The sequence below is a fragment of the Sporosarcina sp. FSL K6-1508 genome (assembly GCF_038007465.1).
Lineage (GTDB): Bacteria > Bacillota > Bacilli > Bacillales_A > Planococcaceae > Sporosarcina > Sporosarcina psychrophila_B.
Genome location: NZ_JBBOXF010000001.1, coordinates 3,520,149 through 3,543,932, shown reverse-complemented (window position 1 = coordinate 3,543,932; position 23,784 = coordinate 3,520,149). Strand labels below are relative to the sequence as shown.

Genomic DNA, 23,784 nt, shown 5'->3' with positions numbered 1-23,784 from the left:
ACATTATGAATACTTAACTTCCGTTAAGGGGAGTAGCTATACAGTAAAATCGTCAATACAGGATTCTGATCCTCGGTTTTATTGGCAACATTTGTTGTTTGCGAGACCTTACCAATTATTTGGTAAGGTCTTTTTTATTTAGAGACGTTATGACCAAGAATTGGTCATAACGTCTCTTTATGTTTCTAAAAAAGTATTGGAGGTCAACTTTTGACTATTTATCAAGAACTTGCGGATACAATTATTATTAATAAGAAAAATCAACTTATTGAATACGATGATGCATTAGAGCTTGCTGGTACAGGACGAAGTGCATTTGTTTTTAGAATAAAATCGTCTGAAAAAGCAATTAAAGTATTTTTCCCCAAATTTGAATACATTGCAAAAGAAGAGGCTACTATTTATATGACGCTTCAAGATATTTCTTACTTTCCAACTATTTATGCATCAGGTCTAAATTATTTTGTGATGGATTATATTGATGGTCATACACTTTTCGAGTGTCTGACACAGGGAAGAGAAATTACATTAGCTCATATAAAAGAGGTAGATTATGCACTGTCATTGGCTTCAAAATTGGGATTAAATCCTTCAGATATTCACTTACGAAACATAATTATTACGTCTAAAGACGAGATAATTATCATTGATGTTGCTCGTTTTAGACAAACTAAAAATTGTAAGCAATGGAGTCATTTGAAAAAGGCCTATCATCAACTATATCGTAAACGTTTCTTTTTAAAGAAAATTCCTGCTACACTCTTAAATATTGTTGCCTTCTTATATAAAAAGGGAATAATACCATCTTATCAGTCCTGAATTATTCTATAATTTGTTCGTTGGTCTAGAGGCTTCGAGTAATTAATAGCTTTCTTTTTCCATTTTTAATTGGAGACTCTAGTTTAGGCATTTCAATTAAATTATTAAAAACGCCCAGTAATCGTTGAGTTTCGGGTATACTAGAGAGAAGCAACTTTCTATTACTATTCGATATAAAGGAGGGATTTATATGACTGAAAATCATGAAACGAACGAACAAGACGCGCCAAAGAAGATTAGCTTAAAAGAAGCGATACAAAAACAGTTGGAAGCGAAGAAAAATCAAACTGCCGATAACAATGCAAAAGGTAATCCAGTACAATCCGCTAAAAAGATGCAGAGTCAGCAGGCTAAAAAGGTCAGCAGTGCACGCAGAAAAATGGGTTCTTAATAAGAAAAGCGCAAGCGCCTTGGTAGACCCGACAGGCATAAGACGATCCAGCGACGTGGCGCTCTTTGCCACATAGCTAGATTGCTTATGATCCGAGGGACTGGGCGCTGGAAGCTAGACAATAAGAAAAGTGCAAGCGCCTTGGTAGAGGCGACAGGCATAAGGCGGACCGGCGAAGCGGCGTCCTTCGCCGAGTAGCTATGCCGACTTATGACCCGAGCCTCTAGGCGCTGGAGCTAGACACTGCTCCAAGTTCAAAAACTTATATTTTCTTATCTTTAAAAAAACGCAAACCAATACAGTCTTGGTTTGCGTTTTTCATTATACTACCAGGCCGTCTTTCATCGTAATGATGTGATCGGCATAAGGAAGCATTTCTTCATCATGGGTAACCATCAACGTTGTAATGTTCAACGTCTTCGTCAACTCCCGGATTAATGTCATGACATCTTTTGATCTTTTCGAATCTAGGCTTGCTGTTGGTTCATCCGCAAACAACATTTTTGGTTTGTGGATGATCGCGCGGGCTATTGCCACACGCTGTTTTTCTCCTCCTGATAAAGAAGCAGGGTAGGCATTTTTTCGATGATCCATATCCACCAATTTGAGAACCTTTTCAACTTCCATTTTTTGTTCTCGTTTTTTTAATTTGGTTTCAGAAACGTCGAGCATCAGCAATAATTGTTCTTCTACTGTCAGAAAAGGGACTAGGTGCGAGGATTGAAAGACAAACCCGAACTCACTCGCTCTGATTTTTCTGATCTGATCCTGATTCATGTCAGTCATGTTTTGTCCTTCAAATAGCACTTTTCCACCCGTAGCACGTTGCAGTCCTGCCGCTATTGTAAGAATTGTACTTTTACCAGAACCTGAAGCGCCTACTAACGCTGTTATTTCGCCTTCACGAAGTGAAATATTAATTCCTTTTAATACTTGTTCATCTACTTCACCATTCGTAAATGTTTTTGTAACTTCATCAATTGTGAAAATCGTCATATTACACCTCTCCTTGTTGGATAGCTTGCAATGGTTCTACTTTTTTAATTTGCAGACCCGACAGTGTTGCTCCTATAAATCCAATGATTAGGAATATAACCGATAATTGTACGGTGGTTTCAATCGTTAAACTGAATGGCATTCCTTTAGGTGCAATCATAGTAAAGCCCTGACTTAAAGCAACTGATAGTGCTAGTGCGATGACAGTTATGAAAATCATCTGGTACCACATCATACCGAATAATCTGCTCGTTTTAACACCGAGCGCTTTTAAGATGCCATATAGTCCGATTTTTTGAACGTTCATCATATAGAAGAATATCGCGAACAACATTCCGCTAATGGCGACTAAGAACCAAATAATCATATTGAGTGACATCTGTTCCGCGCTGTAACTTGGAATCGTATTGAGGAAGTCTTTATTCGAAAATGATTGTAAATCCGTAACCTCTTGGGCTTTCTCTGTACCCGGTACAAAGATCAATTGCATTTCATTTACACGGTAAATTTCTTTATAGTTTTCCATATTAATAAAAGCGACAGGTGCATGGCTATATTTCTTTTGATCGACAAAGGCCTTCACCTTAAATTCACCGCTGAACTGATTATTAGTTACTATATCTCCGACTTTAATTCCTTCATCTTCCAATGAACGATCTAGAATGATTTCACCTTTACCGACAGACTCAAACAATTTTGAATCTGTTGACGTGACAAAAGCTATACTATGTTGCTTGTCGTCCATATCGTTTACAAAACCCATTTGAATAGAAAGTGCAGCTGCACCTTTCTGTTCATTTAATACAGTTGCTTGTACGTTTTCATCTATTCTTGAAAGATTATAGGTTTCATTTGCATCAGCATTCATGTAAAATTGACCGTCCGGCAAATCTTTAATTAACGCCGCATTATCTTGTGATAACCCGTTAGATAGCCCAGAAATGATAAATGTTAAAAAGCTGACGAGAAAAATGATTGATCCCAAAATGATAAACTTCGTTTTATTCTTCTTAATTTCTTTCCATGCAATATTCATCTTTACGCCTCCATTATTTCTTAATAACCTAACTATAATCTGTCTAGGTGAACGGAATATGAACAGATGATTACATTGTATAAGCGGAATTTAAAGACTTGAACGTATGAAAAAACGTATGTAGTTCAACAGATAATGGTACAATACTTATTGAAGGGATTAATATTTTCCCTTAACTAAACAGGATATTGAAATAGAAGGAGATTGGATTACTTGACTAATGAAATTAAAAATGAAATGCCTCCAAATTATGATGAGTTAAGGAAGGCTGTGAACCGAACGTCGAATTGGAGAGTACGTTTAGATGCTATCGAAGAATTGGGACAGTGGAAACACAAACGGACAATCGATGTACTCTTGCATAGAATGAATAACGATGCGGTCTATAAAGTAGTAGAAGCCGCTCATCGTAATCTTATTAAGTTTGGCGAAGATGTTCAATTACCGCCAAGAAATAAATTTGAATTAATTAAAGACGCCAATAAAGTATTCTTCAGAATTAAGAAAAGCTTGCCGGCAGGTCACACGTATGAAGAGTACAAAGAGAAGTTGAAGAACATGAGGCTCGATTTGTATGATACGTATGAGGGAGACAAAGGCGATGAATTTGACGCATGGCTTGAAAACGTTTGGGCCACGGCATCAAAAAAATAAAAAGCTTTAACTTTTCTTCTATTATATAAACATCTAAAAAAACGATTGCAGTTATTTTGCAATCGTTTTTTTGCGAATAACCCCACGGTAGTGTATTATACCTATGAGTATATAGAAATGAGTGAATTCCATGAAATATAATGGCAGGATAGCTGCAATTGGCATAGTAGGATTATTTAACTTGCTACGGTATTTTTACTATCATCAGTATTTGGAACTACCGTTTAAGGCAAACTTTTTTATTTTAACAACCATCTTTTTAGCGATTGCTTGGTGGTGTGGAAAACAATTTGATAACGTAAAATATTACTCTGAAAAAGATCCTTTGACAGATACATACAATCGTCGGAAAGTAGAACAGTCATTTCAAAAAATTGCACAAATGTATAGAAGAGAAAATCACAAGTTAGGCGTCATCATGATGGACCTCAACAAATTCAAAGAAATCAATGATACATATGGACATCATAAAGGTGATGAATTGCTAATCAATCTTGCGGCGATCTTAAAAAATTACGTTAAGAAAAACGATATCGTAGCAAGATGGGGTGGTGATGAATTCTTGATTCTCGTGCCTAATTGTAAAAGTGATTTTGAACTAGGTTATATACAGGGTCTTCAACAGGCGTTAGCGAATGAAAAATTTGATGAATTACCTTCCGTAGAAGCTTCCGTTGGTTTTGCAATTTTCCCGGATGATGGGCAAGATTTTCAGGAATTGATAAAAATAGCTGATGCGGCGATGTATAGGGATAAAGAATGAAAATCAAAAACATCAGTATCTTAAATATGTAGCAATTTTAAAACGTAAGAACGAGTTCAATTAGACGTTCTTACGGTTTTTTAATTTTATAATTGAGGAGTATCTTGACATTATTATGATATTTGCTTATTATTAATCAAATCCCGATGAAACCTATCGGACTTCTTAGCATAAGATGATTTATTAATGAAAAGTAGCCTTAAGTTCTAGTAAGAGAATAGTTGGAGGGGAATTTATGATTAGCCTATTTGTAAAAACAGATCGTCAAAAGAAATGGCTTGAGAAGGTATACGAGTTAGAAACAAAATTTAAAAATACATCAACTCAAACTGATGAAGAGGCAATTTTTCCATTAGAAAATATTCACGACTTAATTCAGATGGGTTATACAAGCAGTACCCTCCCGCTTGAGTACGGCGGTGAAGGATTAAAAGTCTACGATATGGTTCTTCTACAAGAAACGTTGGCTAGTTATGATGGGAACACTGCATTGTCAATAGGGTGGAATCTCGGGGTTGTAGGTGAACTTTTTGATAAAAAATTATGGAATGATAAAAATCTTGATTTCTTTGCCAAGGAAGTTCTGAACGGAGCCTTAGTGAATCGTTCTGTGAGTGAAGCTCAAACTGGGAGCCCGACCAGAGGAGGCCGTCCTGGAACAAATGCGGTAAAACAAGATGGATCATGGCAATTATCGGGCCAAAAGACTTTTACAACTGCTTCTCCAGTATTAACATATTTTTTAACATCTGCATGGATTGAAGAACAACAACAAGTGGGATTCTTTTTATTGCACAAAGATCTAAAGGGACTGAGGATTGATCAGACATGGGACGTTATTTCAATGAGGGGCACTGGTAGTCATGACCTTGTTCTCGATAATGTCAAAGTCGAAGAGTCAAAACTTGTTGAACTACCTGAAAAGCCAAGTGGCGCGCCGTTTAGTGGCTGGCTTCTTCACATTCCAGCATGTTATCTCGGAATTGCACAAGCAGCACGTGACTACGCCGTACAATTTGCCAATAATTATTCGCCTAACAGTCTAAACGGACCAATCAGTCAATTACCGAATGTTCAACAATTACTAGGAGAAATAGATTTGGAATTAATCCAGGCAAGGCATTTGATTTATAGCGTGGCGGAGGCCTATGACGACGAATCTCGTAGGGGCTATCTGACAAATGAGGTTGCGGTTGTCAAACATACTATTACGAATTCAGCCATTACCATTGTCGATAAAGCGATGAGAATCGTAGGCGCAAAAAGTTTGCAACGCACGAATCCTTTGCAGCGGTATTATCGGGATGTCAGGGCTGGTTTACACAATCCCCCAATGGACGATATGACGATTAAGAAGTTAGCATTATCAGCAATTGAACTCGAGAAAAGTGGAAATTCAATTCGTGCTTAACTAGCATGAAGTGAAAAGGAAAAGGGGTTTGTATAATGAGGAAAAAAAGTTTTTTACAACTGATGACTGTCGGATTAGCATTGACAGTTATATTAGCGGGATGTAATTCAAGTAAAGCGTCTGAAGAAAATGAGTCGGACATCCGAAAAGTGAAAGTTGCTTACGACCAAGCTTCAAAACCGATGTCGTGGTTAGATGAAAAAGGGAATGCTACAGGCTATGACGTTGAAGTGATGAAATTGGTTGAAGAATTACTGCCACAGTATAAATTCGAGTACATCGGAACAACAAGCGATGATTTATTGGTGGGAGTAGAGCAAGGGAAATATCAGGTAGGGGTTAAAAATGCATTTTGGACGGAGGAAAGAACAGAGAAGTTTATCTTTCCGAAGGAATTTATAGGCTTAAGCAGTGCTGGTCTTGTGCTGAAGAAGGAAAATGAACATATTAAATCCCTATCAGATTTCGCTTCTGCTGGCTTTTCGTTAGCGCCGATTGCAGCCAATAACGCTCAATACACTGTAATTGATGAATACAACAATGAAAATCCGGACAATAAAGTGCAACTTAAAGCCGGTGATGCTTTCACAGTTGACGTCATTCAATGGGTGAACGAAGGGCGCATAGACGGGGGGGTTATCATTGAGGGGCCTTTTGAAAAGCAGGTGACTGCTGAAGATGGTCCGTATCATAATCTGGTAGAAGACGTAGTTTATAATGAGTTCGCGGTTATCAAAACATGGCCTTTATTTAATAAAAAAGAGCAAGAGTTTGCAAATGCATATGATCAAGCAGTCAAACAATTGAAAGAGGAGAAGAAGACAAATGAATTGAGCACAACGTTTTATGGCAGAGATTTATTTCAAGTTTTGGATGCTGTAGAGAGATAAGAAGAAAGATCTAAAGGCTGTTGAGTGTGTAATATCCTCAACAGCCTTTAACAATAAGATTAGATAGTAATGTTTTCCGCTCTCGAACAGTGTCTAATGGGCGCCTTGCGCTTTCCTTGATAAAAACATTGCAAGCCGGAAAATGAAAAATGAGGTGGGCACATGGATAAATATTTTGAGGCATCATATATATGGGGATCTATCCCATTATTAATTCCTTTTTTAAAAATGACATTTATGGTTGCAGGTCTTTCCGTACTTTTTGGAACGCTTCTAGGTTTTGTCTTGACGGCAGCAAAAATCGGGAAAAGTAAATTTGCGAGGAAACTAGCTAATGGGTATACAACTATATTAAGGTGTACACCTTCAATCGTTCTTCTCTTTTTAGTCTATTACGGGCTTCCGGCAATTGGAGATAATTTTGGTCTAAACTTAAACGATGTGCATACAGCTGTATTTGTCGTCATAACCTTTACACTTCAATTTGCCGCGGCTATGTCCGAGGTTATGCGCTCAGCTTATGAATCGATTGATAAAGGACAATTTGAGGCAGCAGTAAGTGTCGGGTTAAGTCCATCCCAAGCTTATAGAAGAATAGTATTCCCACAAGCACTTGTAGTCGCATTGCCAAACTTCGGTAACAGTTTACTTGCAGTTCTTCAAGAGGGATCTTTAGCCTATACAATCGGCTTAATAGATGTTGTAGGAAAGGCGAACCTAATCATAGCTGGTAATTATAATGCTCATGCCTTGGAAATCTTTCTCGCACTAGCGATTATTTACTGGGTACTTTCAATTGCAATTGAACAGTTTTTCTTGAAATTAGAAAAAGTATTTAGCAAAGGGAAACAAGGATTAAAAACTGTGTAAGGGGGTGAGAAAGTGTCGGATGGTTTAAATTACAAATTTTTAGTGGATACATTTTTCATCGCATTATCAGGAGTACCTATCACGCTATTCATCACACTTGTGGCTTTACTCTTTGCGTTGCCGTTAGGTTTCTTACTTGCATTAACAAGAATCAATCGAATTCCTGTATTACATCGTTTTGCACAAGTATACGTTTCCTTTGTCAGAGGAACACCAATTATCATTCAGATTTTTATCGTTTACAGCAGTGTCCCTTTATTACTAAGTTCACTATTTACAAAGTTTAATATAGGAATGAATGTGTATGATGTTAATCCCATTTGGTACGCATTCATAGTCTTTTCTTTTAACACGACAGCAGTTCTTATAGAAGTGTTTCGTTCTGCACTAAGTACAGTGAACAAAGGGCAATTGGAAGCTGCCCAGTCAGTTGGACTAACTGATGTGCAAGCATATAGAAGAATACTAATCCCTCAAGCTTTGGTCGTTGCAATGCCGAATATTTGTACAGCAACAGTCAACTTAATTAAAGCAACATCTCTTGGGTATGCAATGTCGTTGCAAGAAATAACATTAAAATCCAAAGTCGCTGCGAATGTCGGTTACAACTATGTCGAGGCTTATATCGATATCTTTCTTGTCTATTTACTGTTATGCAGTGCTGTCGAATATGCATTTAAACTGTATGAGAGACGTTTAAGTAAATATAAACCTTCAGTTGTTAACTAGTGAAAAGGGGATTGGGATATGTTGGAAATTAAAAACGTGCATAAATCATTTGGTGAAATAGAGATCTTAAAAGGGGTCGATGTCACGATTGAAAAAGGGGATGTTGTCGTTATACTTGGACCCAGCGGATCCGGAAAGACAACGCTGCTAAGATGCATCAATTTTTTAGAAAAAGCAGATCAAGGCCATGCCATATTTGGGGATATTGATGTTAATCTAAAAACGGCAACCAAAAAACAAATTCATAAAGTTAGACAGAAAATTGCTTTTGTATTTCAGAGTAATAATTTGTTCAATAATAAGACAGCAATAGAGAATGTAACGGAAGGCCTGATAATCGGAAGAAAAGTTCCCAAGGCTGAAGCGATTGAGATAGGAAAAATAGCGCTGGATAAGGTTGGTCTGTCAGACAAATACAATGCCTATCCGAGTGAATTATCGGGCGGACAACAACAAAGGGTGGGCATTGCAAGAGCCGTTGCTTTGAATCCAGACATCATTTTGTTTGACGAACCAACTTCTGCACTGGATCCAGAATTAGTCGGGGAAGTATTGAACGTCATGAAGAATATCGCAAAAGAGGGAACAACTATGTTAGTTGTCACGCATGAAATGTCATTTGCGAAGGATGTAGCAAACAAAGTACTATTCATGGATGGCGGGGTTGTAGTGGAGGCAGGCACTCCCCACGAGATTTTTGTCAATCCTAAGGAGGAACGGACACAAAAGTTCTTAAGGCGAGTTTTACCAGAGGATTTTACGTATCAAATATGAAAACTAAAGATGTTGAACAAATGAATGTCTATATTAACTAAGCGAAGGCGCCTTAAAAGAGGTGGCCGAAGCCATAACACTGGTTCCAAAACTACCTGGATATTAAGGGTGGGAGGTCTCCGCTATTGCCGAAGTGGATTTACTGGGATTCTTTATTTTAACATATATAGTTGAGTTGATTTCATAATTCCTATCCCTTTAGTATCAAGGGTTTCAATTCAATAAAAATGAGGCACCTCCCCAAATCCGGTATAATGGTAGCGACTAAACAACCTAACCGAGTGGAGTGAATGCCTCATGACTATTATAAAACAAATTAGCCTGTTTGACATCCAACAATTATTCGAAATGGAAAGTTCGTACCGTTTTGAAGCGATTTTTTCCACTTTCGATGTGCAACCAATCTTTCATCTGTTTTCTAAAAAGACGCTGCGTGGTGCTCCGCGTGAATGTAATTATGGTGCGATGATTCAATCATTGATAATTCGTATTGTAGAACGTATCCCAACCGTAAAGGATTTAATAAAACGGTTAGTCAACGATCCTTTATTCCGTCTAGATTGCGGGTTTCTTGTCTCAGATTCTGTACCTTCAGAGGCATCTTATTCACGTATGATCGGTGTAATTAGTCAGTCTGATGTGCTTGATAACATGCAGGATGAACTGATTCAAATGGTCTTTTTAGAAGGCTTTCTTTGCGATGAACACCTTGCCTTTGATGCCACGCATTTCGAAGCACGTGACGCTTCAAAACCTTCTGAGAAAAAAGAGGCTAAGCCGCCGAAGAAACGTGGACGTAAAGCAAAAGAAGAACAGGCAGCTTGGCTCGCTGAACAAGCAGAAATCGAAGCGAATTTAACAACCTACGAAAAGAAATTGGAAGCCCAGTTGTCGATTTCAGCTGAAACACTTTGGCAGGACATACCGATTGAGCCGAAGTGGGGCATCAAGAAAAATAGTGACGGGAAAAATATGTTCTGGTACGGCTTTAAGGGACATCTGGCTGTTTCATCGAAAAGCCAGTATATTGTAGGGCGCCTTATGTCGTCGGGTAATTTATCTGACAGTAAAGCGGCCATTCCACTGCTAAAAAAGGTAGCTACCCTTTTGCCAAAACATTTTACGACAGCGCTATTCGATGCGGGTTATGATTATGAATCGATCTATAAACAAGCACTAGCGCAAACGATGCGTGTCGTGATTCCATACAATGTTCGAAATGAAGGCGAATATATAGGATTCGATGAACACTTTCGCCCAACTTGTGTACGTGAGCATAGCTACTGTTACGACAGCTTCGATGAAAAATACCATACATTAAAATTTACCCGCCCGAAAGAATGCATAACATGTCCATTGAGAGAGGATTCACTCTGTCAAAAGGTGTTCAAAATCAAATGTGAAGCGGATATTCGAAAATACACGTATCCAGCACGTGGCTCAGAATTATGGAAGAAACTTTATAAAGAACGTACCGCAGTAGAACGCGTCAACGCCTATTTAAAAGAATACTTTCAATTGAACAACGTCCGTCACCGAACAGGTAAAAAAGCAAAACTGCACTTCAACCTTGTGACGTTTATTTATAATGCCTGCAAATTGGCTGTCGATCGAATGGATGCCTTATTACAAACAAAAAGTAAAGCGGCTTAATTTTTAAAAGCATAAATTTTGATACGGGAGAAGTCTAAGCTCTTGAAAAAGATGATTTATGAAATTGATTCAGTTAAGCGCAGAATAATAATGAAAGATAATTGAAATTTTCTTCAAACTGATTCATTATTATAAGTAGATCGTCTTTTAGTGATCACTGGTTAGTGATTGCTTAGAAGAAATAAGTTCTATAAAGGAAGTTTGTCAATGCAAGAGGATAACATTACGAGAATAGAGTTAGACGGTCGAGAACTGATACTGATTGGAACTGCCCATGTTTCGAAGCAAAGTGCAGAACAAGTAAAAGAAGTGATCGACAAGGAAAAACCTGATTCGGTATGCATTGAGTTGGATGAACAACGGTTTCAATCTATAATGGATAGTAATAAATGGAAGGAAACGGATATTTTCAAAGTGATAAAAGAGAAGAAAGCTACTTTGCTCTTAATGAACTTGGCAATATCCTCCTTTCAAAATCGTTTAGCAAAGCAATTTGATATTAAACCTGGGCAGGAAATGATTCAGGGGATTGAATCGGCTAAAGAAATCGGAGCAGATTTGGTGCTGGCTGACCGTAATATCCAAATTACTTTCTCCCGAATTTGGGGTAATATCGGATTTAAAGGGAAAAGTCAGCTCCTTATGTCGGTTTTCTATAGTATCTTCAGCAAAGAGACGATCTCTGAAGAAGAACTGGAGAAAATGAAATCAAAGGACACACTAAATGCCGTTCTAACTGACTTTACGGAATCATTTCCGAGGTTAAAGACGCCCTTAATCGATGAGAGGGACCAGTATTTAGCTCAGAAAATCAAAGATGCACCAGGTAAAAAGGTCGTTGCAGTCCTAGGTGCAGCACATGTTCCAGGGATTACAAAAGAAATTTATAATGACCATGATTTAGTCGCATTAGCGCAAACTCCACCGAAATCAAAAATACCGAAAATTATCGGATGGGCAATTCCGGTTCTTCTCCTGTCCATTATCGCCTACACCTTTATTGCAAATCCATCTGCAGGTTTCGATCAGGCGCTAAGCTGGATCTTATGGACAGGCAGCTTGTCAGCCATTGGCGCTGCGGTAGCGCTCGGACATCCGTTGGCTATTTTGGCGGCCTTTGTTTCAGCACCCATCACTACCTTGCACCCACTGATAGCAGCTGGCTGGGTCTCGGGAATTGTTCAAGCATATTTCCGTCGACCGAGTGTTGGCGACTTTGAAACGCTTTCTGAAGATGTTTTTACGATTAAAGGTTTTTGGGCTAATAAAGTGACACGAGTCTTGCTGGTTATCGTTCTGACTAACTTGGGGGGGACACTGGGGACATTCCTAGGGGGAGCCGACGTCATCCGTGTATTCTTTGAAAACTTAAAGTGAAATCAATTGTTAAGCATTTTCATATAAATGATTTATAGTCATAATGGGGTGGGGGCTGGATGAATCGAATCATTTTTAGTTTGTTAGTGATTTTGACGACTGGATTAATGGGTTCTTCTTTTACAATAGGGAAGTTAGGGTTAGCCTATTCATCTCCTCTCCTATTAGTCGCTATGCGTTTTACGCTTGCAGGGCTTATTATGGCTACGATCGTTAAAATCTTAAACAAGCGACATCCGGTAAAGGTAATCGATTGGGTGTGGCTTGTTCTAATTGGACTTTTTCAAACGGCTTTTGTGATGGGCTGTATATTCATGGCACTACGTACGATCACTTCTGGAGAGACGTCTATCCTAACATTTATGAATCCTTTACTCGTCGTAGTTTTTGGAACGCTTTTTTTAAAATCCCGTTACCGTATTCAGCAATGGATAGGTGTACTGCTAGGTTTTATCGGGGTTTTTCTCACGTTGGGTTCACATCTTGACTTTAGAATCGGTACCATATTAGGGGTTTTGTCGGCAGTTTCATGGGCGATTGCTACGCTTTTGATAAAAATACATGGTTTTAAATTTGATACATATGTAATGACAGCCTATCAAATGCTTTTTGGCGGATTAATTCTCTTTCTGGGAAGTTTACTATTGGAAGAGTCTTTTTTCAGAATGACTACTCAATCCATCCTGATTTTGTTATGGCTTACCATTGCGGCCTCAATTATTCAGTTTTCTGTTTGGTTTTATCTTCTTCAGAGAGGAAATCAAGAACGAACGAGTGCATTCCTTTTTTTAGCGCCATTCTTCGGTGTACTAACAGGATGGTGTTTGCTCCATGAAAGACTAACCTGGTCTACTCTTTTTGGTGGATTACTAATCTTTAAAGGAATATTTCTTGTTAATTGGAAAAATGATTGTGAAAAGGAAATGGAGAAAACTAATGAGAGCAATGGAAGGAGAAGTTAGAGTTGAACTATAAGTTTTCAAGAACGCCGAAAAGTAGTTTAACGTGCCTTTTTGTTTATGTGCGAGACATTAGTGTTTAAACCCTACTAAACTGATGTGAATAAAATTAAAAACTGATAAATCATTGACTTTGGAATTTCGATGATGTAATATTGATCTCAACTTCATAGTGTATTTCTTATCAAGAGAGGTTGAGGGACTGGCCCGAAGAAGCCTCGGCAACAGACTGTTTTGTACTGTGCCAATTCCAGTAAGCGAAAGTTTAGCAGATAAGAAGAGATAGTTATTCGATATCATCAACCTCTTCTTGCCCTAATTGAAGAGGCTTTTTTATTGTTTAGCGTATGGTGAAATCTCATTTTTCTTTTTCTGGTCTCCAGCGCTATTCTTGTTTTTACCAATTAAATATATGCTAATTAGTCAACTAAAGGCATCTTTCTAATCGATTTTTCGAATCGACTAAAAAGATGTTTTTTGTATTTGAAAATTGATTCAGAGCAAATGAATTTAGGAGGAGAAAAAATGACAAAAGCTAAAAATATCGTATGGCATGAATCAGAGGTTACGAAAAGGGATCGCCAAGAAGCAAAAGGTCATAAAAGTGCAATTCTTTGGTTTACAGGATTATCGGGTTCCGGAAAATCGACGATTTCAGCGGCGTTAGAAACAGCTTTACATTCAAAGGGTGTTCACACTTATCGACTAGATGGAGATAACGTCAGACACGGTTTAAATAAGAATCTTGGGTTTAGTCCAGATGATCGATCCGAAAATATTCGCAGAATTGGTGAAGTTGCAAAACTAATGGTTGATGCTGGCCTGTTCACATTGACCGCATTCATTTCCCCTTACCAAGAAGATCGTGATCAAGTGCGGGAAATTGTCGATGCTGATGAATTCATTGAAGTATATGTAAAGGCCAGTTTAGAAACCTGCGAAGAACGCGATCCAAAGGGATTGTACAAAAAAGCAAGATTGGGTGAAATTAAAGACTTTACAGGAATTGATGCTCCTTATGAAGAACCTGTTAATGCGGAAATATCCATCGATACCAATCAGTTAAGTATTGAAGAATCGGTCGAAGTCATCATTTCTTATTTAAAAGAAAATAACTATATCAAAAAAAGTCAATAATCACGTAACATTCTAGTTCACTTGGAATAGAATGACTTAAAACCTACTTGACACATAGGAATAATAAAGTTAGTATAAACGCTAATCACTAGCCGACTGGAAACCCAGAAGCTGATGGACAATTGGGTATATGGGAACAATGCGCTGACTAAAAAATTAGAGGCGACTTTAATCAGTAGGAGATTAAAGTCGTCTTTTTATAAAAGATAGGAAGGAGAGTTAATTTGGTGAAGAAAACGTACGATTCCTGGATTGAGTCTGAAGATGTTTTTTTACTTGACGACGAAGCGAAGGGTGCGCTAAACGTCTTGCGATGGGCTTATAAAGAATATGACGATGAACTTGTTTATGCGTGCAGCTTCGGGGTTGAAGGGATTGTAATGATTGACTTAATCTCGCAAATAAAATCAACCGCTAAAGTGGTATTTCTAGATACAGGACTTCATTTTAAAGAAACCTATGCCCTAATTGATAAAGTCAAACAACTCTATCCTCAGTTGAAAATTGAATTGAAAAAGCCGATTTTAACGGTTGAAGAACAAGCTGATGAGTATGGCGCTGAACTTTGGGCGAGACAGCCGGATCAGTGTTGTCATATGAGGAAAGTAATTCCGCTTCGGGAAACACTAAGTAATGCGACTGCTTGGCTGTCCGGATTAAGACGTGAACAATCACCATCTAGAAGTCTGACAAACTTCGTGAATAAGGATGAAACATTTCAATCAGTTAAAATTTGCCCGCTAATTCATTGGTCGTGGACGGATATTTGGGATTATGTTGATAAACATGAACTGCCCTATAATCCACTTCATGATCAAGGCTATCCGAGTATCGGCTGTGCACCCTGTACAATACAAGGCGATACTACGACAGGGTCAAGGTCAGGCCGCTGGGCAAATCAAACGAAAACAGAGTGTGGATTGCATAAAAAGTTAACTTAAATGGAGGAATTTACATGAGCTTGAGTCAACCGCATGGCGGCATATTAATTAATCGCTGGAATCCAGATTTTCAATTCGAAGGGTTTACCAAAACAGTTGAATTAGATGAAATTGCGAGCAGTGATTTGGATTTGATTGGTACAGGTGCCTATAGTCCGTTAAGTGGGTTTCTCACGGAAGTAGATTACAATTCCGTCGTTGCGACAATGAGATTATCTACAGGAGAGCCTTGGACAATTCCGATTACATTACCAACGACGGAGACGAATGCAAAAGATATCGCTATTGGAAGCTTTGTGAAATTGGTGAAAGACGGAGTTGTTTATGGTGTGCTCGAAGTATCAGATATTTTTACGCCAGATAAGGAAAAAGAGGCTGAATTGGTCTTTCAAACGACAGACCGCGACCATCCAGGCGTGAAGAAGTTATTTGAACGTCCGAATGTATATCTCGGCGGAACGATCACACTGATTCAGCGAAGGCCGCTGAATGAGTTTTCGGATTATCTGTATGACCCGGTTGAAACAAGACGAAAGTTTCAAGAACTTGGCTGGAAAACAGTCGTTGGTTTCCAAACAAGAAATCCGGTACACAGAGCACACGAATATATTCAAAAAACAGCATTGGAAATTGTAGATGGATTATTTTTAAATCCACTTGTTGGTGAAACGAAATCAGATGATATCCCGGCAGATGTTCGCCTTGAAAGCTATGAAGTATTACTAGATAACTATTATGCGAAAGAACATGTATTTTTAGGTGTATTTACGGCTGCAATGCGCTATGCCGGACCAAGAGAAGCGGTTTTTCATGCGATGGTAAGAAAGAATTTTGGTTGTACACACTTTATCGTCGGTCGTGATCATGCGGGTGTTGGTAATTATTACGGTACGTATGATGCTCAGAAAATTTTTAGCAACTTTACGCTTGGAGAACTTGGGATTACGTTATTATTTTTCGAGCATAGTTTTTACTGCAATAAATGCACCAGCATGGCAACGCACAAAACATGTCCCCATGATGCAAGTCACCATGTGATTTTGTCGGGTACAAAGGTGCGAGAAATGCTTCGTAATGGGGAACAACTGCCAACGACATTTAGTCGTCCGGAAGTGATCGACGTGTTAATTACTGGTATGCAAAAAGAAGCACTTCATTCATAAAGAGATTTTAGAGCAGTACCAAACGGTGAGAGGAGCGATGAAGGTGGGAAAAGTATTTATAGTTGGCGCTGGACCTGGCGACGTTGATTTAATCACCGTTAAAGGGATGAAATGTATTCAACAAGCGGATGTCATCTTGTATGACCGTTTGATTAATAAAGAACTGCTAACTTATGCAAAACCTGGAGCAGACTTAATTTATTGCGGGAAACTCCCAAACTATCATGCAATGATTCAAGAGACGATTAACCACTTTTTAGTGAAATATGCGAAGCAGGGGAAAACTGTCACACGCTTAAAAGGTGGAGATCCATTTGTTTTCGGAAGAGGCGCTGAAGAGGCAGAAGTTCTTGCGGAAAATGACATCCCCTTTGAGGTGGTTCCAGGAATTACTGCCGGGATTGCGGCGCCTGCTTATGCGGGTATCCCAGTCACACATCGTGATCTCAGTTCTAGTTTTGCGATTGTAACTGGCCATATGCGTGCTGGAAAAAGCGATTCCATTCATTGGGAAAGTCTTGCAGTCGGTATTGATACATTAGCGATTTATATGGGTGTCGGAAACTTACCTTATATTTGTGAGCAACTTATCAGGCATGGCCGACCTGAAAACACCCCTGTAGCACTAGTGCATTGGGGAACAACGGAGGCGCAGTATACGATTACAGGTACACTTTCTACGATTGTAGAGATTGCTAGAGAATCCGAAATTAAAAACCCAAGTATGATCATTGTCGGCGAAGTTGTGAAGTTGCGAGAGAAGATTCAATGGTTCGAACAAACGGCGTTGAACCAAAATATTAGTAAAGAAGTATCTGCATACTAAAAACTCAATAGGAGGGATCAGCATGCAGGCAGTCTTATATGTTGGCCATGGCAGCCGAATCAAAGCAGGTGTCGAAGAAGCTATTCAATTTATTGAGAGCAGTCAAGCGATGATTGATGTTCCAATCCAAGAAATTTGTTTTCTAGAACTGGCTGCCCCAAGCGTGGAGGAAGGGATTACGAAATGCGTGGAACGCGGTGCTACTAAGATTGCCGTTGTTCCTATACTTTTATTAACTGCGGCCCATGCAAATGAAGATATTCCATTTGAAATTGAAGTGGGAAAAATCATGTATCCCGATATCGAATTTACATACGGAAAAGCATTTGGCATTCATCCGAAAATTATTGATAGCCTATATGACCGAGTAGTCGAACAAAAAGTAACGATTGCGGAAGATGCGCAGGTATTGCTTATAGGTCGTGGCAGCAGTGATCCCGCAGTCAAGCAAGATTTAAACGAAATTGCACAACTTTTTGCTGACAAGTATTTCTTTAAGAAAGTAACTGTTAGTTTTCTTTACGGAGCAGAGCCTCATTTCGATGAAGCATTACTGCATTTACAGGAAACACATGATAAGCAAGTCTTAATTATTCCGTACTTATTATTTACAGGTATTTTGATGAAGAGCATTGAAAAAAAGATTGCCCAGCAATCTACTAATGGTCAGCAGCTCATTCTTTGTAAAAATCTTGGTTATCATAAATATGTCCAGGATGTACTTGTAGAACGGGTGAATGAGTTACTTGAAAAAGAGCAAATCGGTCAGCCTATTTAATGAAGAATTTTTGTCTGAAAGGATGAATAGGGACTATGGAGAAACGGGAAAAAAACCTTGAACTTACCATTGAAAACGTTAAAAAGATGCTGAACACGATGAATTATGGTTCTATCACATTGGTTGTTCAAGACAATGTTGTTGTTCAAATAGAGAAAAACGAGAAAATTAGATTGAAATAATGGTCTTTTAATAGCTATATAAATACTAATTTTGCGGGGTGGGAAATTTTGGCGCTTCAAGTGATAAACAGTCCTTTTAATCAGGAGCAGGTAGAACTCCTTAACCAACTTCTGCCGATACTGACAGAGACACAACAAATCTGGCTGGGCGGATATTTGAGTGCCAACCAGTTAACTACACAATCGACTGTGTCTGGCGGCGTGGCCGTTCTGAAAGCTCCAGCAACGCAAATAGAGGTAATCTCAAAAGAAGTGACAATTCTTTACGGCTCTCAGACTGGCAACGGGCAGGCTTTGGCTGAAAAACTAACGAAGAATTTAAAAGCAGAAGAGTATCAAGTAACTCTTGCTCCTATGAATGAATTCAAACCAAATTCGCTTAAGAAAACCGAGAATTTACTACTTATTGTAAGTACACATGGCGAAGGCGATCCACCAGATAATGCATTGCCATTTCATGAATTTCTTCATGGTAAAAGAGCGCCACAATTGGATAATCTGCAATACTCGGTCCTGTCTTTGGGGGATAGTTCTTATGAATTTTTCTGCCAGACAGGTAAACAATTTGATGAACGTTTACTGGAGTTGGGTGCAAAACAGCTTAGTCCACGTGTCGATTGCGACTTGGATTATGATGAACCTGCCTCGGAATGGTTTATGACTGTTTTAGCTACATTAAATGAGCAACAAGGAGCCAGTTATACCAATGTCCAACAACCAGTCAACAAGGTAGTTGCGGAACAACTGGAGTACTCTCGAACAAACCCATTTAAAGCTGAGATTCTAGAAAATTTGAATTTAAATGGCCGTGGGTCAAACAAAGAAACGCGTCATCTTGAGTTATCACTTGAAGGATCGAACCTCGAGTTTGAACCGGGAGACAGTTTAGGCATTTATCCAGAAAATGATACTGAATTAGTCGATACCTTGATTGGAGAGATGGAGTGGAATGCTAGCGAAGCAGTTAAGGTCAATAAACAGGGTGAACTTAAGCCCTTGCGCGAGGCGCTGATTTCTAATTTTGAAATTACTGTATTAACGAAACCATTGCTACAAAAAGCAACGCAATTTACTACTAACAATGAATTAAAGGAGCTCTTGGAACCTGAAAGAGAGCAAGTGTGCAGGGATTATCTCTATGGTCGTGATCTATTGGATCTGGTACGGGATTTTGGACCGTGGGAAGTCTCTGTAAGTGATTTTGTCGCAATATTACGTAAAATACCGGCGCGCCTGTATTCGATCGCCAGCAGTTCTAAAGCAAATCCGGATGAAGTACATCTCACGATTGGAACTGTTCGTTATGAGGCACACGGTCGAGATCGGGTAGGTGTTTGTTCGGATGAATGTGCTGTGCGTGCGCAACCTGGGGATCATTTACCTGTTTATGTCCAGCGTAACTCGAACTTTAAATTACCAGCAGATCCCAACACGCCTTTGATTATGATTGGACCTGGTACTGGAATAGCTCCGTTCAGATCGTTCTTGGAAGAACGCGAGGAGATTGGCGCAGAAGGGAAAACATGGTTGTTCTTTGGTGATCAACACTTTGTTACAGACTTCCTTTATCAGGTTGAATGGCAACAATGGCTCAAAGAGGGTGTTTTGACGCGAATGGATGTTGCATTTTCCCGTGATACGAAAGATAAAGTCTATGTCCAACACCGAATGATTGAGAACAGCCAAGCTATTTTTAAGTGGCTGGAAGAGGGTGCTGTACTCTACGTTTGCGGTGATGAAAAGCATATGGCTGCTGATGTCCATACTACTTTGGAAAAAATCCTTGAAGAAGAGGGTGCTATGAGTTCTAAGGAAGCATCAGACTATTTAGCTGATATGCAACGGCAGAAACGTTATCAACGCGATGTCTACTGAAAGAACTGTGAAAGGAGCTAGTTACATGACAAAGAAAATAATTTTACCGCCACAACCTGGTACACCAAGTGATGTTGAGCGGATTAAGAGTGAAAGTAACTATTTACGCGGATCACTTGTGGAGACGCTTGAGTATCCAATCAGTTCAGGGATACCTGATGATGATAACAGATTGATGAAATTCCATGGGAGCTATTTGCAAGATGATCGGGATTTACGCAACGAACGCCAGCGGCAAAAATTAGAGCCGGCCTACCAGTTCATGGTTCGAGTTCGTGCTCCCGGCGGTGTAGCAACCCCGGAGCAATGGCTGATGATGGATCGTGTTGCCAATAAATATGGCAACGGAACATTGAAATTAACTACTCGCCAGTCATTCCAAATGCACGGGATTTTAAAGTGGAATATGAAGGAGAATATTCAGGAAATTAATGCAGCGTTAATGGATACGCTAGCAGCTTGCGGTGATGTGAACCGGAATGTCATGTGTAATCCTAATCCTTATCAATCGGATATTCATGCTGAAGTTTATGGGTGGGCGCAGAAACTCAGTGATTATCTTTCGCCACGGACCAATGCTTACCATGAGATCTGGCTCGATGGTGAAAAAGTAATCGACAGCCAAGAAACAGAGGAAGAAATCGAGCCATTGTATGGCGCACTATATTTACCAAGAAAATTTAAAATTGGTGTGGCAGTTCCTCCTAATAATGATGTTGACGTTTTTTCCCAGGATCTTGGCCTAATTGCCATCTTAGAAGAAGGGGAATTAGCAGGATTCAATATTGCTGTAGGCGGTGGCATGGGGATGACACATGGTGATACAGACACTTATCCCCAGTTGGCAAGGGTGATCGGTTTCTGTACAACGGATCAGGTTGTCGAAGTAGCTGAGAAAATTATATCGATTCAACGTGATTATGGGAATCGTTCTGTTCGAAAGTATGCACGTTTTAAATACACAATTGATGCTCGTGGACTTGATTGGATCACCAAAGAACTCAATGAGCGATTAGGTTGGGTACTTGAAACCGCGCGTGATTATCACTTTGAACATAATGGTGATCGTTATGGCTGGGTAGAAGGAAGCGATGGCAATTGGCATTTCACGCTGTTTATCCAAAACGGACGAATCCAAGACGTGGATGAGTATCCACTGATGACGGGGTTGCGAGAAATTGCCAAGATTCATACAGGAGATTTCCGCCTTAGCCCAAATCAAAATCTAATCATCAGCAATGTGTCGAGTCAAAAAAAGAAGGAAATTGAAGAGTTAATGGAGCAATATGGATTGACTGACGGACAGCATCATTCCGCATTGCGCCGAAATTCAATGGCTTGCGTTGCATTTCCGACTTGCGGGCTGGCAATGGCTGAAGCCGAACGGTACCTGCCTTCTTTACTGGATAAGATGGAACTGATTCTGGATGAAGCGGGATTACGTGAAAAAGAAATCGTTATACGTATTTCGGGCTGTCCGAATGGTTGTTCTCGTCCTGCTTTGGGTGAAATAGCCTTTATCGGTAAAGCACCTGGAAAATACAATATGTATCTGGGTGCTAGCTTTGTCGGGGATCGGTTGAATAAGATATACCGGGAAAATATCGGTGAAGAAGAAATTTTAGCACTGCTTAAACCGCTATTTATTCAATACGCGAAGGAACGAACAGAAGGCGAACATTTTGGAGATTTTGTCATTCGCGCAGGACATGTGAAAGCTGTTCAATCTGGATTGGACTTTCACGATTAATAAGAAAAGCGTAAGGCGCCCTTTATGACCCGAGCGGCTGGCGCCTAGAGCTAGACATCTAGAATAGCGCTGGAGTCTAGACACCGCTCGATGTGAATGCTTATACCCTCTTATCTTTTAAAAAAGCTAAGAAGGACCGCTAATTTTATGGTCTTTTTTCAGAGTAACTAAATGGCGGCGGGAGAATAAAATGATGAAATCCTATCCGATTATGCTGAACATCGAAGATAAAAATGCAGTAGTAGTTGGCGGCGGACTGATTGCCTACAGAAAAGTTATCGGATTGCTACAAGCAGGTGCTGGTATAACTGTCATTAGTCCGGTGATTCATTCGAAAATAGAACAACTCTTTATCGAGAATAAAATTGCCTGGAAAAATAAAATGTTCGAACCGGATGATCTTGATGATGCAATGATTATTATTGCTGCAACAAATAATGAGATGGTGAATACGTTTGTTGCATCGTCTGCCGGCAAACATCAACTGGTCAATATCGTCGATAATTCCGAGTTAAGTACCTTTCATGTCCCTGCAAAGCTGACGAGAGGTGACCTAACGATAACTGTTGCAACGGATGGGGCGAGTCCGACACTATCTACAAGCATTCGTGACGAAATTGCCCTGATTTACGACGATTCTTATAGTGATTATCTTGAATTTCTAACACTATCGAGAAAAAAAGTGAAGCATTCTACGTTAAATCAAACGACAAAAACACAATTACTTAAAACAATCACGAATGAAACGTACAGGCAATCTATCAACGTGCGAAATGCATTTCTAGAAATGATAGGTGGGTATGAAGACAAATCCTGAACGTAATTGGGAGGATAACAAATATGCGAGTCGTAAACAATATAGCTGAATTGATTGGAAATACGCCCCTTGTAAGATTAAATAGACTGCCAGATTCACAAGGTGCAGCTGTCTATGTAAAACTTGAGTATTTTAATCCAAGCGGCAGCGTAAAAGATCGAGCAGCTTACAATATGATTGTTGAGGCGGAGAAAAGCGGTAAATTGATGGCGGGGGCAACGATTATTGAACCTACGTCAGGAAATACAGGGATCGGTTTGGCAATGAATGCCGCAGCAAGAGGGTATAACGCAATTTTTGTCATGCCGGATAACGCAACGATTGAACGTATTAATTTAATGAAGGCATACGGTGCAAAAGTCGTTCTTACACCTAGCGATGAAAGGATGCCAGGGGCAATCGACAAAGCAAATGAATTATCCGCGGAAATCGAAAACAGCTTTATTCCCATGCAATTTGAGAACACGGCAAATCCAGATATCCATCGGACAACGACGGCTGTTGAAATTAGTAATGCCATGGAATCCATTGGAAGAAAGCTAAGTGCTTTTGTTTGTACATCAGGAACGGGAGGGACGGTGACGGGTACCGGAGAAGCACTTAAAGAACGGGATAATAATATCTCAGTTCATGTTGTTGAGCCTGCCGGATCACCCGTCCTGTCTGGAGGAAAGCCAGGGAAGCATAAGCTGGTTGGAACAAGTCCAGGTTTTATTCCTCCAGTTTTGAATACCGCCGTCTACGATGAAATCATTCAGATTAAAGACGAAGAAGCGTATGATACAGTACGCAACATGGCGGCGAATGAAGGGATTCTCATCGGCCCTTCAGGAGGTGCGGCCATATATGCGGCATTAGTTGTCGCAAGCCGATTGACTCCGAATGATACGGTCGTCTGCATTGCACCTGACTCGGGTGAACGCTATTTATCAAGCGATTTATTCGAATTTTAAAATCTATATAAAGTAAGCGAAGGCGCTATTCGGTGCCAGT

Annotated in this window: 24 protein-coding genes and 1 riboswitch; of the genes, 22 read left to right on the top strand and 2 right to left on the bottom strand. The window is 39.5% G+C overall.

Going from position 1 to position 23,784, the window contains the following annotated elements; genetic code table 11:
• Positions 1–210: 210 nt before the first annotated feature.
• A complete protein-coding gene (locus tag MKZ11_RS17925) occupies positions 211–819 on the top strand; it encodes a protein kinase family protein (RefSeq protein WP_340795723.1) in 609 nt (202 codons plus the stop codon).
• 190 nt (positions 820–1,009) lie between these two features.
• The gene (locus MKZ11_RS17920) at positions 1,010–1,210 is read left to right on the top strand and encodes a hypothetical protein (protein WP_340795722.1); all 201 of its coding nucleotides are present in this window, start codon (positions 1,010–1,012) and stop codon (positions 1,208–1,210) included.
• Positions 1,211–1,531: 321 nt separating this feature from the next.
• Here MKZ11_RS17920 and MKZ11_RS17915 read toward each other — a convergent pair whose 3' ends face one another.
• Together MKZ11_RS17915 and MKZ11_RS17910 are read right to left on the bottom strand one after the other, a co-directional pair.
• Positions 1,532–2,206, bottom strand: a complete 675-nt coding sequence (locus MKZ11_RS17915; RefSeq protein WP_340795721.1) for an ABC transporter ATP-binding protein — start codon at positions 2,204–2,206, stop codon at positions 1,532–1,534.
• A 1-nt stretch (position 2,207) separates the two neighbouring features.
• Positions 2,208–3,242: an ABC transporter permease gene (locus tag MKZ11_RS17910; RefSeq protein WP_340795720.1), complete on the bottom strand. Its 1,035-nt coding sequence runs from the start codon at positions 3,240–3,242 to the stop codon at positions 2,208–2,210.
• 237 nt (positions 3,243–3,479) lie between these two features.
• Here MKZ11_RS17910 and MKZ11_RS17905 point away from each other — a divergent pair, with 237 nt between their 5' ends.
• The 20 genes from MKZ11_RS17905 to cysK all read left to right on the top strand — a co-directional run bounded on the left by MKZ11_RS17905 (position 3,480) and on the right by cysK (position 23,744).
• A complete protein-coding gene (locus MKZ11_RS17905; RefSeq protein WP_445327055.1) occupies positions 3,480–3,896 on the top strand; it encodes a HEAT repeat domain-containing protein in 417 nt (138 codons plus the stop codon).
• A gap of 130 nt (positions 3,897–4,026) precedes the next feature.
• On the top strand, positions 4,027–4,659 hold the full coding sequence (locus MKZ11_RS17900) for a GGDEF domain-containing protein (RefSeq protein WP_340795718.1): 633 nt from the start codon (positions 4,027–4,029) through the stop codon (positions 4,657–4,659).
• A 235-nt stretch (positions 4,660–4,894) separates the two neighbouring features.
• Positions 4,895–6,070, top strand: coding sequence for an acyl-CoA dehydrogenase family protein (locus tag MKZ11_RS17895; RefSeq protein WP_340795717.1), 1,176 nt, complete (start codon positions 4,895–4,897; stop codon positions 6,068–6,070).
• A gap of 35 nt (positions 6,071–6,105) precedes the next feature.
• Positions 6,106–6,960, top strand: a complete 855-nt coding sequence (locus MKZ11_RS17890; RefSeq protein ID WP_340795716.1) for a transporter substrate-binding domain-containing protein — start codon at positions 6,106–6,108, stop codon at positions 6,958–6,960.
• A 162-nt stretch (positions 6,961–7,122) separates the two neighbouring features.
• Positions 7,123–7,830: an amino acid ABC transporter permease gene (locus MKZ11_RS17885; RefSeq protein WP_340795715.1), complete on the top strand. Its 708-nt coding sequence runs from the start codon at positions 7,123–7,125 to the stop codon at positions 7,828–7,830.
• Between the two features lie 12 nt (positions 7,831–7,842).
• Positions 7,843–8,559, top strand: coding sequence for an amino acid ABC transporter permease (locus MKZ11_RS17880; protein WP_340795714.1), 717 nt, complete (start codon positions 7,843–7,845; stop codon positions 8,557–8,559).
• Positions 8,560–8,577: 18 nt separating this feature from the next.
• Positions 8,578–9,333: an amino acid ABC transporter ATP-binding protein gene (locus MKZ11_RS17875; protein ID WP_340795713.1), complete on the top strand. Its 756-nt coding sequence runs from the start codon at positions 8,578–8,580 to the stop codon at positions 9,331–9,333.
• Positions 9,334–9,630: 297 nt separating this feature from the next.
• On the top strand, positions 9,631–10,986 hold the full coding sequence (locus tag MKZ11_RS17870) for a transposase (protein WP_340794459.1): 1,356 nt from the start codon (positions 9,631–9,633) through the stop codon (positions 10,984–10,986).
• Positions 10,987–11,193: 207 nt separating this feature from the next.
• Positions 11,194–12,363 (top strand): TraB/GumN family protein, encoded by a 1,170-nt coding sequence (locus tag MKZ11_RS17865; protein ID WP_340795712.1) that lies wholly within the window; start codon positions 11,194–11,196, stop codon positions 12,361–12,363.
• A 59-nt stretch (positions 12,364–12,422) separates the two neighbouring features.
• Positions 12,423–13,325, top strand: a complete 903-nt coding sequence (locus MKZ11_RS17860) for a DMT family transporter (RefSeq protein ID WP_340795711.1) — start codon at positions 12,423–12,425, stop codon at positions 13,323–13,325.
• Between the two features lie 175 nt (positions 13,326–13,500).
• A riboswitch (SAM riboswitch) is annotated at positions 13,501–13,601 on the top strand.
• Positions 13,602–13,847: 246 nt separating this feature from the next.
• Positions 13,848–14,459, top strand: coding sequence for an adenylyl-sulfate kinase (gene cysC, locus MKZ11_RS17855; RefSeq protein WP_340795710.1), 612 nt, complete (start codon positions 13,848–13,850; stop codon positions 14,457–14,459).
• Between the two features lie 227 nt (positions 14,460–14,686).
• On the top strand, positions 14,687–15,400 hold the full coding sequence (locus MKZ11_RS17850; protein WP_340795709.1) for a phosphoadenylyl-sulfate reductase: 714 nt from the start codon (positions 14,687–14,689) through the stop codon (positions 15,398–15,400).
• 14 nt (positions 15,401–15,414) lie between these two features.
• On the top strand, positions 15,415–16,563 hold the full coding sequence (sat, locus tag MKZ11_RS17845; RefSeq protein WP_340795708.1) for a sulfate adenylyltransferase: 1,149 nt from the start codon (positions 15,415–15,417) through the stop codon (positions 16,561–16,563).
• A 43-nt stretch (positions 16,564–16,606) separates the two neighbouring features.
• Positions 16,607–17,389, top strand: coding sequence for a uroporphyrinogen-III C-methyltransferase (gene cobA, locus MKZ11_RS17840; protein WP_340795707.1), 783 nt, complete (start codon positions 16,607–16,609; stop codon positions 17,387–17,389).
• Positions 17,390–17,411: 22 nt separating this feature from the next.
• The gene (locus tag MKZ11_RS17835) at positions 17,412–18,167 is read left to right on the top strand and encodes a sirohydrochlorin chelatase (protein WP_340795706.1); all 756 of its coding nucleotides are present in this window, start codon (positions 17,412–17,414) and stop codon (positions 18,165–18,167) included.
• Positions 18,168–18,202: 35 nt separating this feature from the next.
• Positions 18,203–18,349, top strand: a complete 147-nt coding sequence (locus MKZ11_RS17830; protein WP_340795705.1) for a YezD family protein — start codon at positions 18,203–18,205, stop codon at positions 18,347–18,349.
• A gap of 48 nt (positions 18,350–18,397) precedes the next feature.
• Entirely contained in the window at positions 18,398–20,224 is a 1,827-nt protein-coding gene (locus MKZ11_RS17825; protein ID WP_340795704.1) for an assimilatory sulfite reductase (NADPH) flavoprotein subunit, read from the top strand.
• A gap of 25 nt (positions 20,225–20,249) precedes the next feature.
• A complete protein-coding gene (gene cysI, locus MKZ11_RS17820) occupies positions 20,250–21,974 on the top strand; it encodes an assimilatory sulfite reductase (NADPH) hemoprotein subunit (RefSeq protein WP_340795703.1) in 1,725 nt (574 codons plus the stop codon).
• A gap of 190 nt (positions 21,975–22,164) precedes the next feature.
• Positions 22,165–22,791: an NAD(P)-binding protein gene (locus tag MKZ11_RS17815; protein ID WP_340795702.1), complete on the top strand. Its 627-nt coding sequence runs from the start codon at positions 22,165–22,167 to the stop codon at positions 22,789–22,791.
• Between the two features lie 23 nt (positions 22,792–22,814).
• Positions 22,815–23,744 (top strand): cysteine synthase A, encoded by a 930-nt coding sequence (gene cysK / locus MKZ11_RS17810; protein ID WP_340795701.1) that lies wholly within the window; start codon positions 22,815–22,817, stop codon positions 23,742–23,744.
• The last annotated feature ends 40 nt before the right edge of the window (positions 23,745–23,784 follow it).

Excerpts from the sequence above, each read along its gene's own strand:
- cysK (WP_340795701.1), top strand. The coding sequence starts at position 22,815 with ATGCGAGTCGTAAACAATATAGCTGAATTGATTGGAAATACGCCCCTT.
- MKZ11_RS17895 (WP_340795717.1), top strand. The coding sequence starts at position 4,895 with ATGATTAGCCTATTTGTAAAAACAGATCGTCAAAAGAAATGGCTTGAG.
- MKZ11_RS17875 (WP_340795713.1), top strand. The coding sequence starts at position 8,578 with ATGTTGGAAATTAAAAACGTGCATAAATCATTTGGTGAAATAGAGATC.
- cysC (WP_340795710.1), top strand. The coding sequence starts at position 13,848 with ATGACAAAAGCTAAAAATATCGTATGGCATGAATCAGAGGTTACGAAA.
- MKZ11_RS17890 (WP_340795716.1), top strand. The coding sequence starts at position 6,106 with ATGAGGAAAAAAAGTTTTTTACAACTGATGACTGTCGGATTAGCATTG.
- MKZ11_RS17900 (WP_340795718.1), top strand. The coding sequence starts at position 4,027 with ATGAAATATAATGGCAGGATAGCTGCAATTGGCATAGTAGGATTATTT.
- MKZ11_RS17830 (WP_340795705.1), top strand. The coding sequence starts at position 18,203 with ATGGAGAAACGGGAAAAAAACCTTGAACTTACCATTGAAAACGTTAAA.
- MKZ11_RS17870 (WP_340794459.1), top strand. The coding sequence starts at position 9,631 with ATGACTATTATAAAACAAATTAGCCTGTTTGACATCCAACAATTATTC.
- MKZ11_RS17815 (WP_340795702.1), top strand. The coding sequence starts at position 22,165 with ATGATGAAATCCTATCCGATTATGCTGAACATCGAAGATAAAAATGCA.
- cysI (WP_340795703.1), top strand. The coding sequence starts at position 20,250 with ATGACAAAGAAAATAATTTTACCGCCACAACCTGGTACACCAAGTGAT.
- MKZ11_RS17865 (WP_340795712.1), top strand. The coding sequence starts at position 11,194 with ATGCAAGAGGATAACATTACGAGAATAGAGTTAGACGGTCGAGAACTG.
- MKZ11_RS17920 (WP_340795722.1), top strand. The coding sequence starts at position 1,010 with ATGACTGAAAATCATGAAACGAACGAACAAGACGCGCCAAAGAAGATT.
- MKZ11_RS17860 (WP_340795711.1), top strand. The coding sequence starts at position 12,423 with ATGAATCGAATCATTTTTAGTTTGTTAGTGATTTTGACGACTGGATTA.
- MKZ11_RS17910 (WP_340795720.1), bottom strand. The coding sequence starts at position 3,242 with ATGAATATTGCATGGAAAGAAATTAAGAAGAATAAAACGAAGTTTATC.
- MKZ11_RS17905 (WP_445327055.1), top strand. The coding sequence starts at position 3,480 with ATGCCTCCAAATTATGATGAGTTAAGGAAGGCTGTGAACCGAACGTCG.
- MKZ11_RS17915 (WP_340795721.1), bottom strand. The coding sequence starts at position 2,206 with ATGACGATTTTCACAATTGATGAAGTTACAAAAACATTTACGAATGGT.
- MKZ11_RS17835 (WP_340795706.1), top strand. The coding sequence starts at position 17,412 with ATGCAGGCAGTCTTATATGTTGGCCATGGCAGCCGAATCAAAGCAGGT.
- sat (WP_340795708.1), top strand. The coding sequence starts at position 15,415 with ATGAGCTTGAGTCAACCGCATGGCGGCATATTAATTAATCGCTGGAAT.
- MKZ11_RS17885 (WP_340795715.1), top strand. The coding sequence starts at position 7,123 with ATGGATAAATATTTTGAGGCATCATATATATGGGGATCTATCCCATTA.